Raw genomic sequence first — 16,459 nt, 5'->3', positions numbered from 1 at the left:
AATTTTTATCATGAAAATCTTTAAAAATAAATTAATAGTATATATAGCAATAACTCTATTGGGAGTTCTTTACACCGGATGTGATAACGATTTAGAGGAAGAGGTGTATTCTTCTGTTACCGAAGGCTCATATGAATATTCGGAGCAAGATTTTGGTCCTAATATAGCCGGTGCTTATACAGCCTTAGCTACAAATGATGTTTTTGGAAGATGGCAAACTCAGGAACTTACTGGGAATGCCATAGTTTTACCTGCCAATCCTTCTGGTTGGGATGATGGAGGTGTGTATAAACAAATGCATTTCCATACATGGAATTCAGAATCGATGCAGATCGAAATGCTATGGCAGAAGAACTATTCTGGAATTATCCTTTGTAATGCTGCTATCGAGCGTATAGAAAACGATGTAATACCAGCTCCTTCGGAAGAGGAGAAATCAATGGGACTGGCAGAACTCAGAGCCTTAAGAGCTTATTATTACTGGATGATTTGTGATAATTTTGGAGATGCTCCACTGGTTGTTACTACTTCTACTGAGCTTACACCAAAAAATTCACGACAGGAGGTTTATGATTTCATAGTAAACGAATTAAACGCGGTAATTCCTGATTTAAATGAGACTCAGGGAGAATCTCAGTATAGTCGAATGAACAAATGGGCGGCAAAAACGCTATTGGCAAATATTTATCTAAATAGTGAAGTATATACAGGCACCGCACGTTGGCAGGAATGTATCGATGAATGTAATGATATTATTAACAGTGGACGATTATCTCTATCCAGTAATTATAAAGATCCCTTCACAGTAACTGGGGCGGAAACTTCAAGTGAAGTTATGCTTACCATTCCTTATGATTTTGACAGAGGTGTAGTTGGGAATTTTCTGTTTATGAATTCATGGCATTCTGAACTTCAAAAAAAGTTCAATACAGTATATCCTCCTAACGGAGCGGGCGGCCCGAAAGGTATACCGCAGTTTATAAATACATATAATGAGGAAGACAATCGGTTGGAAGATTCCTGGCTAACAGGACAGCAGTTTGGAATAGATGGAGAGCCATTACTCGGTGCTTATGATCTTGCAGGAGAGCCGTTAATATTTTCAAAGGATATACCTGATGGGATTTTCACCAACGAGATGGAAGGTTATCGTATGGGAAAATATGAAATTCCTGTTGGCTCACAGTGGAGTGCTGATAGCGATGTGCCACTATTTAGATATGCTGAAGTATTACTGATGAAAGCAGAATGTCTGCTTAGGACAGGGCAATCAGGAGCAGGAGCATTGGTTTCCCAAGTTAGACAACGTGCTTTTGCGAATAATGAAAATGCGACGGTAACCGATGAGGAGCTCATGGAAGATTCAGATTACAATTGGGGCTATGTAGAAGATTATGAAATCGTGGATCAGGGGGATCAAACTCCGGTCGAATTTGGGAGAATGTTTGATGAATGGGGATGGGAATTCGCCTGGGAAGGCTATACCAGAAGAAATATGATTCGTTTTGGTGTATTCACCACAAAAAGCTGGCTTTCTCACCGCCCAAATGGAGACTATAGAAAACTATTTCCCATACCACAAGAAGTACTAAATTCGAACCCTGCATTAACACAAAATGAAAATTATTAGACCTAAGCGTTATGATAAATCGATAATCTTGATTGTTCTTACTTTAATGTTTAATCTACTGCAGGCACAGGAGAAATCAGTTAAGATAAGCAATGCTGATTACGAAGTGGATTTTTCAGAAGAAGGACTATTTTCATTCCATTCAGATACGGATAGTATCAATCTTTTTTCAAAAGAGCATGTGTGGGGAAAGATAGAAGTCAATTATCGAATGAAGGGAGAAGATTGGAATGACTTGACAACTCATCTCACTCGAAAATATTACGGGCAGGATAGTAGCGTAGTATATGTAGATTCTTTATTCGATATGCCTATATACCTAAAGCGAACTTATCGTTCCTTAAAGGATGGGGTGTATCTTGATATTGAAATAGGTACTACTGGTGATCAAGAAGTAGAACTAGGTGATGTTTATTTACCAATAAGATGGACGCCACCCGGTGCGGGTAAGCAGAATCCAGAACCTATAGATATTTTCGAAGGCGGTTTCTTATCGAAAGAAAGTATTTCACTAAATTCTTCTTTTGTCACTTATTCAAAGCCTTCCGGGGAAGGACCGTTCTATATGATGCTTACTCAATCTGGAACTCCATTGGAATATTTTGATAATTCAGAGGATACATTTAATGTTTACATTCACTCCGGGGCTAAGGGACCAATTACCAAAGGTTCCTGGAGACTTCCTCATACTTCCAAAGCCCTTAGACCTAAAGGAGAGAAAGGGAGCAAGGTAAACTACGGCTTTAAATTAGTCACTGTAGATCATTATGAAGATTTAAGAGATGGATTGTATAAAAATGGATTATTAGACATTCGTGCATCACCTGGTTATACCGTACCCACTAATTTAAATGCTCAAGTAGCCTTTAGGCTAAAAGGGAAAATAGATAAAGTCATTCCCGAATTTCCTGAAAATACCAAAATAGAAGCTATAGGAACCAGCATTAAGGGATACGAATTATATCGTATTAAATTTTCCCGATTAGGTGAGAACCAGCTAAAGGTAGTATATAATGAAGGTGAAAAAACTGTTTTAGAATTTTTTGTAACAGAGCCGATAGAAACTTTAATAAAAAAAAGAAGTTCTTTTATCGTACAGAAACAGCAACATAAGACTCCGGGCGATTGGTGGGATGGTTTATATTCGGTATATGATATGAAATATGAAACCTTACGAGGGCCTGAAGATTCTGATGGTTTTACTGGCTGGTGGGGATACGTCCTCGCCTGCGATGATCCCATATTAGGAAAAGCAGCATTCGTAGCGGCTAAAAATGCCGTATTCCCGGACTCAGATGAAATAGCTTCATTAGAATATCATATAGAAAATTTTGTATGGGGAGGACTTCAACGTACTGATAAAGAAAAGCCTTATCCATATGGTATCTATGGTGTTCCAAATTGGCATGTTTCGCGAGATTCAACCTTGCACGCTATGGTGTTTCCGAATGATGATAAAGCCATGCAGATTTGGAGAGCCTATGATTATCCACATATCATTAAAATGTATTTTCATATGTATGAAATCGCTAGTTTTTATCCAGATCAAGTGAGCCTGAGTGCAAATGAATATTTGAAGAGAGCAACTGAAACTGCCAAAGCCTATTTCAAATACCCTTATGAAATTTGGTCTTGGTTTGATACTTACAAATGGGGGATCTATAATGAGATGATAATTCTAGATTTAATAGAAACCCTTGAAAGTAAAGGTCAAGCTGATGATGCCCGTTTTTTAAGAGGAGAGTGGGAAAAGAAAGCTAAATATTTTATTTACGATGATAAATATCCTTATCGGTCCGAACATAGTTTTGACCGAACAGCATTTGAATCGTCTTATGCACTAGCTAAATATGCTATAGAAAATAAGATGAAGCCGGATAATAACTTATGGTACGATAAAAATAAAGAGAAATGGTATTCACATCCAAGTGTTTCTACAAATGACGCTAGACAATTTATGGATCAGCAACATTATGCAGGTTTGGCTATAAGGGGGTGGTTAAGCCCTAAGTACTATTTAGCCGGAACTGATTCTGCTACGAGAGGACATGCACATACTTCTGATATGACATATATGGCAATGATGGGAGGTTGGTCAATTTTAGATTATGGTCTTTATTTCTCTCAAAATTCCGATTGGTTGGAATTAGGTTATAATTCATATTTAAGTTCCTGGGCATTAATGAACACCGGTACAGCAGCAACCGACTATGGCTATTGGTATCCGGGTGAAAAAAACGATGGGGCTTCGGGATGGAATTTTATAAGTGCAAAGAACGGAATTCCGTGGTATCAAAAATATGAAGAAAGAGGCGTATGGCATTATGACGGAGAGATTGATCTTGGGTATGGGGCTGCATTTCATACGGCAAGGACGATATTGGTAAAAGATGCTGTTTTTGGATTACATGTCTATGGAGGAAGTCTTAAAGAAAATTCCAAGGTTTATAAGATCATTCCAAAAGACGGTGTTCGTCAAAATTTTAGCTATGTATTACCTGATAAGCGATTTCACCTAAGCTTAAATAGAGATGGTTTTTTAGAGGAAACTCCTATTAAAATAAATCGTTCGAATGATGAAATTAGTCTTTCCCTGGAAAATCGTGCATATGATGTTTCTAGCAATCCCAAAGAACATCAAACGATATTAAAGATTCAGTCGGATAGAATGAAACTTAAAGAAGTGAATGCTTCTGAAGAATCTCTGGAAACTGCAAAGACAGATATAGGCTGGGAAGTATATATTCCCATGGACAAGCCAGAAAAAAAATTAACACTCATATGGTATTAAAAAATTTAAGTACCCCATTCAATAATAAAAATAAAAATTTAGAAAGATGACTAAGAAAATTGTAAAAACTTGGAGCGTATTATTACTGGTTCTTATCACCCCTGGGATATTATGGAGTCAGGAAGATGATTATTTTGTCGAACGTGCCATTCCAGTAAAAAATGTTAATCATTTAACCGGTTTTTTCGGGGATAGGATTGAAAAAAACCAGGATGTATATCTGAAACAATTTCCTATTGAGGATTATATGGATTTTGTAGCGAAACAGGATCATACGGATTGGACCTGGGTAAAAGCTGAACAACATGGAAAATGGATTGAATCTGCTATCTTGGCTTCTGCCCAGAGTGGAGATAAAGAGTTAAGAGCTAAAGTTATGGATGTTTTCTCCAGGCTGCTTTCTTTACAGGAAGAAGAGGGGTATGTAGGACCTACTGCTAAAGAAATCAGAACACCAGATTCTCCTTTGAGGGGAATGGATCCTTATGAGCTTTATTTTGTGCAACATGCTTTAATAACCGCATCAGAACAATTGGATGATCCTCGTGGTCTGGATGCTGCGAAGGCATTGGGCGATTATTTCATAAAGTATATCGGACCAGGCAAGGCTGAATTCTGGCCGAGTCCTGATTATCATTATCCAGAAAATGTTGGAAGAGAACTATCAGGACAATCAAATATTGCTGGTCATTCAGTACATTATGGTTGGGAGGGTACCCTGCTCATCGATCCAATGTCTCGATTGTATTTAAAAACTCGGGATCCAAAATATTTAGAGTGGTGTATTTGGGCCGTAAATAATCTTGACAAGTGGAGTGGATTTGAATCGTATTCTAAACTGGATGCGGTTGCTGAAGGAAAAATAGGAGTTGATGAGCTTCAACCCTACGTGCATTCGCATACTTTTCATATGAATTTTTTAGGTTTTCTTAATCTTTACCGTATTACAGGAGAAAAGACATATTTAGATAAAGTTGTAGCTGCCTGGAATGATATCGCTGAGCGTCAAATGTATATCACTGGCGGAGTGAGCGTAGCTGAACATTATGAAAATAGTTATATCAAACCATTGGAAGGTAATATAGTGGAGACCTGTGCCACCATGTCTTGGATGCAACTCACGCAATATTTGTTAGAATTAACAGGAGATGTAAAATATGCTGATGCCATGGAACGCTTAACCTGGAATCATGTTTTTGCAGCACAATCTGAAGACGGTGCGATATGTAAATATCATACAGCGCCAAATGGCGTTAAGCCGGAAGGCTATTTTAGAAATCATGATTGCTGTACTGCCAGTGGAGGTCGAATTCTTTCTATGATGCCGTCTTTTATTTATGCACAAAAAGAAAATGAAATTTTTATTAATCAATTTGTAGGTTCAGAAGCTACTTTTGATTTAGGATCTGGTGATGATTTTACTTTGGAACAGAAAACCGGGTTTCCTGAGAAGGATCAAATTAATCTCATTGTAAAATCATCAAATGAAACGGCTTCCACAATTAATATTCGTATTCCGCAATGGAGCCAAAATCCGACTGTGAAACTAAATGGGAAAATGCAAAAAAATGTATTTCCAGGCGAATATTTTAGCCTAAATCGTAATTGGAAGAAAGGAGATAAAATTACAATCAATCTTCCAATGGAATTAGAATGGGTGGAGCATGAGAACTACCTGGATGTAACCTTGAATTATTTAGAAGGAGGAGAACATATGTATGAAGGTGTTCCGGATCAGGAAAATGCACCTTATGCATTAATGAGGGGACCAGTAGTCTATATGGTTGATAATATATGGTTAGATGCAAAGAACCCAGATTATCCAAAAGATGTTGCTAGCGATGTAAAAGTGATGGTTTCTACAAATCCTGATTATCCTGAAACAAAATTAAAAACGAAGGATCAGATTTTGGGGCCTGTATATGAAGTTCCGGTAGTCATAAATGGAACTGAGACTAAGGTTCCCATGGTACCTTTTAGCAATGCTGGCCAGTGGTACAGGGATGAAGATAGCAAAGGTGATAGGTATGCACCAACGTATTCATATGCTATTTGGCTTAAAAAGGCGGAAAAATTATAAATATATCATTCTAGTACTGTCAGAGATTACGACACTAAATGCTAGTGTTCTTAAATAATAGGTTATGAAATTAAATATCATTGCACTTCTTTGGATTTTTATGCTAGGGAGTATTTCTAAATTAGAAGCTCAAGAATTCCATGAAATACTTTACGGGGTTGCTTATTATCATGAGTATATGCCTGAAGAGCGATTAGAAAAAGATATCGAATTAATGACCGAAGCTGGTATTAATTTGGTTAGAGTTGGGGAATCCACATGGAGTTTGTTCGAGCCTAGTGAGGGAAAATTCAAATTTGACTGGATGGATCGAGTGATTGATAGCATGAACGAGGCCGGAATTAAAGTAATTTTAGGAACCCCTACATATTCTATTCCTGCTTGGTTATGGGAAAAACATCCTGAAGTTCTTTTAGACTATCGAAATGGAGGTAAAGCCTATTATGGATCCCGACAAAATGTGGATATTACAAACCCTACCTATTTGTTCTACAGTGAGCGTATCATTAGGAAAATGATGGAGCATTACGCCGATCATCCTGGGATAATCGGGTATCAGGTGGATAATGAAACTACTAGTAGAGGGGTAAACAATCATGATTTTCAAGTAGGCTTTAAAAATTATGTAAAGGATAAGTTTAAAAGCCTAGATAGTCTGAATGTCACTTGGGGCCTTAATTACTGGGGCATGAATATCAATAGTTGGGAAGAATTTCCGACACGTGACGGAGTAACTAATACTGGATATAAATTAGAATGGGAAAGGTATAATCGCAAAGCGGTGGCCGATTTTCTTACCTGGCAATCGGATATCGTTAGAGAGTACAAGCGAGAAGACCAGTTTATCACACATTGTTTTATGGTGGCAACTGAGCAGGTCGATCAGATTGCATCTTCAAAAATGATGGATGTGATTGGCGTAAATATATATTTCGATCAGCAGGACAAACTAACAGGTCAGGAAATGGCTTTTGCAGGAGATTATTTTCGCTCGGTCAAAGATGATAATTATCTGGTAATGGAAACCAATGCCCAAACTATTGGTTGGGATTCAAAAATTCAGATGCCCCCTTATCCCGGTCAAATGCGTCAGAATGTCTACGCTAATTTAGGATCTGGAGCCAATATGGTAGAATACTGGCACTGGCATTCTATTCATTACGGGCAGGAAATTTATTGGAAAGGTGTGCTTTCTCATGATTTACAACCTAACCGTGCTTATGAAGAAGTCTCTAGAACCGCTCATGAATTACAAAAAATTGGGAAGCGTCTGGTGAATCTGAAAAAGGAAAACAAAGTAGCCATTTTGTTCAGCCATGATTCTAATGAAGCCTTGGAGTTTATGCCTTTTTCCAAAAACTGGCAATATGCTTTCTATAGAACAAAATTGGTAAACCAATTTCATAAACTACTATATGAAAATAATATCGGTACTGATTTTATCTTTCCAGAAAGTCCTAATTTGAACGAGTATGATTTGGTGATCATCCCGTCACTTTATGTCGCTAGTGATGCTTTGCTTAAAAAAATAAGTGATTATGTAGAAGGTGGAGGGCATGTAATTATGCAGTTCAAAAGCGGATTTAGCGATGAAAATTCCACAGTACGTTCGGAACTGGCACCTGGACCATTACGAGAAGCAGCCGGTTTTTACTATCAGGAATTTTCAAATTTTGATCGCCTTTCACTAAAAGGAGATCCTTTCGAAGTTGGAAAAGACCTGAATACTGTTTCGACCTGGGCTGAATATCTTATTCTTGAAACCGCAGAAGCTTTGGCATATTATGACCATCAGTATTTCGGAGAATACCCCGCTATTACATCAAATGATTTTGGGAAGGGTAAATTGATTTATGAAGGTACCATGGTCTCTGATGCCATACAGGAAAAGATTATTTTGGATATGATTAAAGAAGCTGGGGTAGGTTCGCCTGATCAAAATCTACATTGGCCTTTAATTACAAAATCGGGAAAGAACGATTACGGTAACATTTTACATTACTATTATAATTACTCGTCAGAACAAAAAGAATTTGAATATCCCTATAGTAGGGGTGAAGATCTGTTGGAAAATAGGGGTGTTGACGCAACAGATACTATCAGTATCGAACCTTGGGGTGTAGTGATTATTGAAGAAAATAAGTAGAATTGAAAAGTTTATTATGAAAAATTATCAAATAACTATAACTAGGTATTTCGGAGTGATTTTTATAATCATCGGAATGTATTCCTGTAAAGAAAATAAGACTAAAATCGAGAAAAAGAACGCAACTAGTGAAGCTAAGGAAATTGCTTATAACTTGGAACCTGTTAACATAAGAAATGTTAGGCTTACTGATGATTTTTGGCTTCCAATCATCGAAAGAGTGCAGGAAAAAACAATTGATTATGCTATAAATAAAATAGATGAAGAAGGGCGTTTGGAAAATTTTCTTATCGCAGGGGGAGCGATGGAAGGTGAAGTAAGAGGAGCGATGCCTTTTGATGACACTGATGTATATAAGATTATAGAAGGTGCTTCATATTCGTTAATTAGTTCACCTAATACGCAACTTTCAAGGGTGCTAGATTCGTTAATTAATATTATTGAAACCGGACAAGAAGAGGACGGTTATTTAACCACCTGGAGGACGATAAATCCTGCTAACCCACCTGCAGAATGGGTTGAAGTAGATGAGGGAAAGCGATGGGAATCACTTTATATGAGTCATGAATTGTACAATGCAGGTCATCTTTATGAAGCCGCTGCTGCACATTACGAGGCAACTGGTAAAAGGGCCTTTTTAGATATAGCCTTGAAAAATGCTGATTTGATGGTAAAAACTTTTGGCGATGGTGCTGATAAAATCAGTGCAGTCCCTGGGCATCAGATTATAGAGACGGGTCTTATAAAGTTGTATAATGTTACAGGAAAAAGGGAATATCTTGATCTTGCCAAGTATTTTTTGGATAACCGAGGAAATCCAGAGAATCATAAACTTTTTGGGGAATACTCACAAGATCATATTCCGGTAATCGACCAGGAAGAAGTTGTTGGTCATGCAGTTCGGGCCGTTTATATGTATGCGGCTATGACTGATATAGCAGCTATTGAAAACGATAGTTCGTATTTGAAAGCAGTAAATAAGCTATGGAATAATATGGTTACAAAAAAAATGTATGTAACTGGTGGTATTGGAGCGAAACATGAAAACGAAGCTTTTGGAGAAAATTATGAGTTACCCAACTTAACTGCTTATAATGAAACCTGCGCAGCAATTGGAGATGTTTATTGGAATCATCGTTTACACAGCTTAAAAGGTGATGTTAAGTATTTTGATATTATTGAGCGATCATTATATAATGGTCTTATTTCCGGTCTTTCATTGGATGGGAAGAAATTCTTTTATCCTAATGCTTTAGAATCTGATGGAAAGTATGAATTTAATCAGGGGGCTTGCACGCGAAAAGACTGGTTTGATTGTTCCTGTTGTCCTACCAACTTAATAAGGTTCCTGCCATCCATGCAAGGACTAATTTATTCCAAATCCAATAATGCCATTTATGTGAATCTATACGCTTCCAACAAAGCAAAAATTGGTTTAAATTATCATGATGTTGAAATTGCTCAACAAACTTCTTACCCATGGAGTGGCGAAGTAGAACTATCTGTAAACCCAGAAATACCATCAAATTTTAATCTAAAACTTAGGGTGCCTGGATGGTTAAGAAATGAAGTGCTTCCGGGTGATCTTTATCGCTATGTTGATGAGCTTCGTTTGAAACCTGAGCTAAGCGTAAACGGAAAGATCACGGATATTAATATAGATAATGGGTACATTAACTTACAGAGAGACTGGAAAAAAGGTGATACTGTTACTATAAAGTTTCCTATGGAAGTGAGAAGGATAATAGCCAACCAAAAAGTATCTGAAGATCAAGGGAAGGTAGCTTTGGAATACGGTCCAATTGTCTATGCATTTGAAGAGATTGATAACAAAGAGCATTTTAAAAATCTAGAAGTTGGTGTAGACACAAAATTTCACTTAGAAAAGGAAAAGGATTTTTTAAGAGGTGTTAATGTGCTGAATTTTAGAGAATTTACTGGTATTCCTTATTACGCTTGGTCTAACCGAGGTGTAGGAAAAATGAAAGTTTGGCTTCCTCTAAAAAATTAATTTGTTGGTTAATTGGTTAATGTTTTATGTGTGAATTTAGAAACATGCCCTTATTAATTAAGGGTGTGTTTCTTTTCAAATCGATGCAATATTAAATTAAAGGATTAAAAATTTTTTTATTATCCAAAATTTATTTTTATTTGAAGTGTAAAAAACACACTTATTAAGAACAAAGTTTTCATTATCAATTTGTTAATTGATAATTTTGTTTTCATTTTGATTTAATTTTGGTAACTATTTATCCATAGATCATTGGTATTCAACTCAATGTGAGAAGTACTAATGTCTTTTGGGTTTATTTATATTCTTTTTTGGTATTAAAGTATCAATTCAAATTAATTCAAAATGTCTAAATTATTTTCTTTATTCCTTCTCTGTCTTCTATTTTTTTCTTGTCAGTCTGATAAAAATTTCATCAAAAACAAACATTTATTTGATGATGGCTGGAAATTCTTTTTAGGAGATACCTCTAATGCCGTTTCTACCAATTTTAATGATGAAAATTGGCGATCTGTTAGTTTGCCACATGATTGGAGTATAGAATCAGCCCCAGATATTTCTGAGCCATCTAAGGGTGATGGTGGATATTACCCCAACGGAGTTGGGTGGTATAGAAAAACATTCAGTGCTCCTGAAGATTGGTCAGATAAGAAATTAAATATTTATTTTGAAGGAGTTTATATGAATGCCGAAGTATATCTAAATGAAAAAAAACTTGGGATTCAACCCTATGGATATACTTCATTTAGTTTTGACTTAACACCTTATTTACAAATAGGAAAAAAAAATACTATCGCAGTAAGAGTTAATAACTCAGAACAGAAAAATAGTAGATGGTATAGTGGTTCAGGAATTTACAGACACGTATGGTTAAATGTTACTAACGATGTTCATATTTCTCAATGGGGCTTAAAAATCGCAACTCCATCAGTTAGCAAAGAATCTGCAACTGTCAATGTCATTTCTTTGATTAAAAATGAATCTAATGAATCACGAAAAATAAATATCAAATATCAGGTTCAATTTGAAGGAGACGCAATAGCTGAAAGTGAAAATTCTGAAATTATAATTCAGCCAAATGAAGAATATGAAGTAGAGCAAAAATTTGAAATAAATAACCCGTTATTATGGCATCCAGATTCTCCAGAACTATATAATCTAGAAGTTAGACTTTTTGAGAATTCTAATCTAATAGATAATAAAGAGGAAACTTTCGGAATTCGGGATTTAAAATTCTCTGCGGTAGATGGGTTTGAATTAAATGGAAAGAAAACAGTGTTGTACGGAGGAAATGTGCATCATGATAATGGTAGCTTAGGTGCGGCTGCATATGATAGAGCAGAGATTAGAAAAGTTAAATTACTGAAAGAAGCAGGTTTCAATGCGGTCAGGACTTCTCATAATCCTCCCTCTGAAACATTTTTATATGCTTGTGATAGTCTTGGTCTTTTGGTAATTGATGAAGCTTTCGACGGTTGGAAAGTGCAAAAAAATACTCATGATTATGCAAAATATTTTGAGAAGTGGTGGAAGCATGATGTTCAATCGATGGTGCTAAGAGATCAAAACCATCCCTCTATTATTATGTGGAGTATTGGTAATGAAATTATTGAAAGAAAGAGTCCGGAAGCGGTTGAAACAGCACGGAAATTATCAGATGCTGTCAAAGAAATTGACACTACTCGTCCGGTTACATCAGCAATGACTACCTGGGATAATGACTGGGAAATTTTCGATCCATTAATGGCTGAACATGATGTTGCTGGTTATAATTACCAGTTGTTCCGTGCAGAAGAAGATCATAGTAGAAAGCCTTCCAGAATAATTTTACAAACCGAATCTTATCCGAATAAAGCATTTTTCAATTGGAATTTAGTTCGGAAGCATGATTATATTGTTGGGGATTTTGTATGGACAGCTATGGATTATCTTGGTGAATCTGGAATAGGACAGTACTATTATCCTGGTGAACCCGCAGGAGAACATTGGGCTGGAGACCATTTTCCATGGCATGGAGCTTATTGTGGAGATATTAATCTTATTGGGCAAAGAAAACCTATTTCTCATTACCGTAGTATGCTTTTTAATGGAGAAGAAAAACTATATATGGCGGTTCAGGAGCCAAATCCTGAAGAGGGAAATATTCAATTGACATCATGGGCTGTATGGCCTACATGGGAAAGTTGGACATGGCCTGAACATATAGGAGAAAATCTAAAGGTAGAGGTATATTCGAAATACCCGAATCTAAAATTATTTTTGAATGATAGTTTAGTAGGAGAAGATTCAAATTCTATAGAGAATGAGTTCAAAACAATCTTTGAAGTTCCTTATGAAAGCGGAGTCTTAAGAGTTATAGGTTACGATGATGATAGTAATAAGGAATCATTTGAATTGAAAACTGCAGCTAAGCCGGCACGTATTGCATTGTCTGCGGATCGTACTAAGCTTGACGCCAACGGCAGGGATCTTTCATTTGTGGATGTTGTTATAACTGACAAGCAGGGCGTTTTAAATCCAAATGCTAATAATTTACTTCACTTTGAGCTAGAAGGTCCTGGGGAAATAATTGCAGTAGATAATGCTAGTTTAAAATTTACTGGTAAATATTCTTCCAAAAGCCGTAAAGCCTGGAAGGGAAGAGCAATGGTCATTGTCAAAAGTAATAAGGAACCTGGAACTATAAAACTTAAAGTAAACTCAAATAAGCTTGAGAGCAACTTTATTGAAATTGAAACTGGTATTTAAAAACATTGATCATAGAAATGATTTTTTTACGATATATAGATCGTTATGTTTTCTTTAATATCATATGTTTAGATAATACAATGTATAGGTAATATTATGTCAAAAAAAACAATACTTATATATTAATTTTATCAAATATTAAGTTTAAAATATTTGAAGTTTTATTTTTCCATGATGATATTCAACAGGATTTTTAAATTTTTTCTTTTTATTCTTATCATTTCCATGATAACCCAAAGAGGTTCCGCTCAGGGTGATCAAATTCTTGACGGAATTGGAGAAACAGGTTTAATTGCCCGCTATGTTTTTGATAAGGATGCCAAAGACTGGTCTCGTAACAATCTGCATGCAACGATAAAAGGTGACGCGAAATTTGTAAAAGACGAGTTATTTAAAAATGCGCTGTCACTTTCAGGAGATGCGTATATTTCTTTACCATCTTCTGCATTAAGCAATGTTGAGTCGGTTAGTATGGTGGGATGGGTCAAGTTAAATTCGACAGATGCTAACCAAATTCTTTTTGACTTCGGAAAAAATAAAAATACGCACGCTTATTTAGCTCCCTTCGGAATTGGAGAAACGAAAGATTTCACAGCTGGAGTCGCTAAAAATTCAAGCAAAAAATACATATTATCGACTGCTGTAGCTGAAGTTTCAAAAGATCGCTGGTCGCATTTGGTATTGGTGATCGATGTACCTTCGAAAGCTATAAAAACCTATATCAACGGCGTTCAGGTAAGTTTAGAAGAAGAAATCGATCTTGAATTATCAGATGTTTTTAAGGTAGAATCTGGCGAAGAAAACGAATTATATATTGGTCGATCTATTGCTGAAGACAAGCCGACTTTAGATGCCAGTATTCATGACTTTAGATTGTATAGAATAGGACTTACCGACAACCAGGTAAAAGGAATTTTTGAAAATGCCTTTAAAAAGCGTGATGGTGTAGTAAACGAACGTAAAGAACCTCAGGATAACCTACCTGAATTTTCAAGAACCGCTCCGCAACTATACAATGAGTTTTTAACTTCTGTAAAAGATATAGAAGTACAAACTGCAGTAGGCGTTTTACCAAGATTACCAAGAACACTAGAAGGAACTTATAAAAATGGCTTAAAAGGCCCAAAAGTAAAAGTAACCTGGCCAGCACCAACAGATAATAGCGAAGTTTTAAAAACCGGGACTTATACTGTAACTGGAAGCGTAGCCGGAACAGATTTGAAACCAAAAGCGACCGTTAATGTAGTTCAAACCATTGCTGCTGAAAAACCATCCAGAGCCTTAGAAGCTTTTGGTTTAGACGCGGTAAGTTTAGATGCCAATGCGAATGGCCAAAACACGAAATTCATTGAAAATCGTGATAAATTTATAAATACGCTTGCTGAAACCGATCCCGACTCATTCTTATATATGTTCAGAAATGCTTTTGGACAAGAGCAACCGGAAGGTGCAAAACCACTTGGCGTTTGGGATACGCAGGAAACGAAATTACGAGGTCATGCTTCTGGTCACTATTTAACGGCAATCGCACAGGCCTACGCAAGCAGTGGTTACGATAAAGAATTACAGCAAAACTTTGCCAATAAAATGGCGTATATGGTCAATACCTTATACGATCTATCGCAAATGTCTGGAAAACCTGCTGAACAAGGTGGCGAATTCAACGCCGATCCAACTACGGTTCCTATGGGACCAGGAAAAGAGATCTATAGTTCAGATCTTAGTGAAGAAGGTATCCGTACCGATTATTGGAACTGGGGAGAAGGATTTATTAGTGCCTATCCACCAGATCAATTTATTATGCTGGAAGAAGGCGCTACTTATGGCGGACAGGAAACACAGGTTTGGGCACCTTACTATACGCTTCATAAGATCCTTGCCGGATTAATGGATATCTATGAAGTAAGCGGAAACGAAAAAGCTTTAGCGGTAGCTGAAGGAATGGGAGACTGGGTGTATGCTCGTCTTAGTGAGTTACCAACCGATACTCTTATTAGCATGTGGAATCGCTATATCGCTGGTGAGTTTGGAGGAATGAACGAAGCTATGGCACGTTTATATAGAATCACAGGAAAAGATGCTTATTTAGAAACCGCCCGTCTTTTTGATAATATCAAAGTATTCTTCGGAGATGCTAATCATTCTCATGGTTTAGCTAAAAACGTAGATACTTTTAGAGGATTACATGCCAATCAACATATCCCACAGATCGTTGGTGCGTTGGAAATGTATCGTGATTCAGATAAATCGGAATATTTTAATGTGGCCGATAACTTTTGGGTAAAAGCTACTAACGATTATATGTACAGTATTGGTGGTGTTGCCGGAGCCAGAAACCCTGCAAATGCCGAATGTTTTATAGCACAGCCGGGAACTTTATACGAAAATGGTTTATCTGCCGGTGGGCAAAACGAAACCTGTGCAACTTACAATATGCTAAAACTTACTCGTAATTTATTCCTTTACGAGCAGCGCCCGGAACTTATGGATTATTACGAGCGTGGATTATATAATCACATTTTAGCTTCAGTAGCCGAGGATTCTCCGGCAAACACCTATCATGTTCCGTTGCGTCCTGGATCAAGAAAAAGTTTTGGAAACCCAAATATGACCGGTTTTACCTGTTGTAACGGTACAGCTTTAGAGAGCAGTACAAAACTTCAGAATTCGATCTATTTTAAAGGAGCAGATAACAAATCCTTATACGTGAATCTTTACGTGCCATCTACTTTGCATTGGCATGAGGAGAAAATAAAAGTGAAACAGGAAACTAATTTCCCTAAAGAAGATCATACCAAATTAACGATTAAAGGTAAAGGGAAGTTCGATCTTAAATTACGTGTGCCAGGTTGGGCAACCAAAGAATTTATCGTTAAGATCAACGGTAAAGAAGAAAGCGTAGAGGCTACACCAGGAACTTATTTAACACTAAGTAGAAAGTGGAAAGATGGCGATACGGTAGAATTAACAATGCCATTTGGCTTCCATTTAGATCCTGTGATGGATCAGCAAAATATCGCAAGTTTATTTTATGGTCCTGTTTTATTAGCAGC

Annotated in this window: 7 protein-coding genes; all 7 read left to right on the top strand. The window is 36.7% G+C overall.

The window, feature by feature from the left end; genetic code table 11:
* The first annotated feature begins 10 nt into the window (after window positions 1–10).
* Entirely contained in the window at window positions 11–1,630 is a 1,620-nt protein-coding gene (locus BM201_RS17495) for a RagB/SusD family nutrient uptake outer membrane protein (RefSeq protein ID WP_092545047.1), read from the top strand.
* The gene (locus tag BM201_RS17490) at window positions 1,617–4,421 is read left to right on the top strand and encodes a DUF5695 domain-containing protein (RefSeq protein WP_092545045.1); all 2,805 of its coding nucleotides are present in this window, start codon (window positions 1,617–1,619) and stop codon (window positions 4,419–4,421) included. Before BM201_RS17495 ends, BM201_RS17490 begins: the two co-directional genes overlap by 14 nt.
* Before the next feature lie 46 nt (window positions 4,422–4,467).
* Window positions 4,468–6,501, top strand: a complete 2,034-nt coding sequence (locus BM201_RS17485; protein ID WP_092545043.1) for a beta-L-arabinofuranosidase domain-containing protein — start codon at window positions 4,468–4,470, stop codon at window positions 6,499–6,501.
* Between the two features lie 64 nt (window positions 6,502–6,565).
* Complete coding sequence (locus tag BM201_RS17480) at window positions 6,566–8,647, top strand: beta-galactosidase (RefSeq protein WP_092545041.1); 2,082 nt, start codon at window positions 6,566–6,568, stop codon at window positions 8,645–8,647.
* A gap of 154 nt (window positions 8,648–8,801) precedes the next feature.
* Window positions 8,802–10,658, top strand: a complete 1,857-nt coding sequence (locus tag BM201_RS17475; protein WP_317039167.1) for a glycoside hydrolase family 127 protein — start codon at window positions 8,802–8,804, stop codon at window positions 10,656–10,658.
* 345 nt (window positions 10,659–11,003) lie between these two features.
* On the top strand, window positions 11,004–13,406 hold the full coding sequence (locus tag BM201_RS17470; RefSeq protein ID WP_092545036.1) for a glycoside hydrolase family 2 TIM barrel-domain containing protein: 2,403 nt from the start codon (window positions 11,004–11,006) through the stop codon (window positions 13,404–13,406).
* A gap of 225 nt (window positions 13,407–13,631) precedes the next feature.
* The coding region (locus tag BM201_RS17465; RefSeq protein WP_245758690.1) for a beta-L-arabinofuranosidase domain-containing protein at window positions 13,632–16,459 on the top strand (2,828 nt) is incomplete at its 3' end.

Origin of the sequence: Zunongwangia mangrovi, from assembly GCF_900112105.1 — a bacterium.
GTDB lineage: Bacteria > Bacteroidota > Bacteroidia > Flavobacteriales > Flavobacteriaceae > Zunongwangia > Zunongwangia mangrovi.
The sequence above is the reverse complement of the archived record's forward strand: the minus strand, read 5'-3'. Positions and strand labels throughout refer to the sequence as shown.

Coding starts and splice junctions, on each gene's coding strand:
- BM201_RS17470 (WP_092545036.1), top strand. CDS start 11,004: ATGTCTAAATTATTTTCTTTATTCCTTCTCTGTCTTCTATTTTTTTCT.
- BM201_RS17480 (WP_092545041.1), top strand. CDS start 6,566: ATGAAATTAAATATCATTGCACTTCTTTGGATTTTTATGCTAGGGAGT.
- BM201_RS17490 (WP_092545045.1), top strand. CDS start 1,617: ATGAAAATTATTAGACCTAAGCGTTATGATAAATCGATAATCTTGATT.
- BM201_RS17485 (WP_092545043.1), top strand. CDS start 4,468: ATGACTAAGAAAATTGTAAAAACTTGGAGCGTATTATTACTGGTTCTT.
- BM201_RS17495 (WP_092545047.1), top strand. CDS start 11: ATGAAAATCTTTAAAAATAAATTAATAGTATATATAGCAATAACTCTA.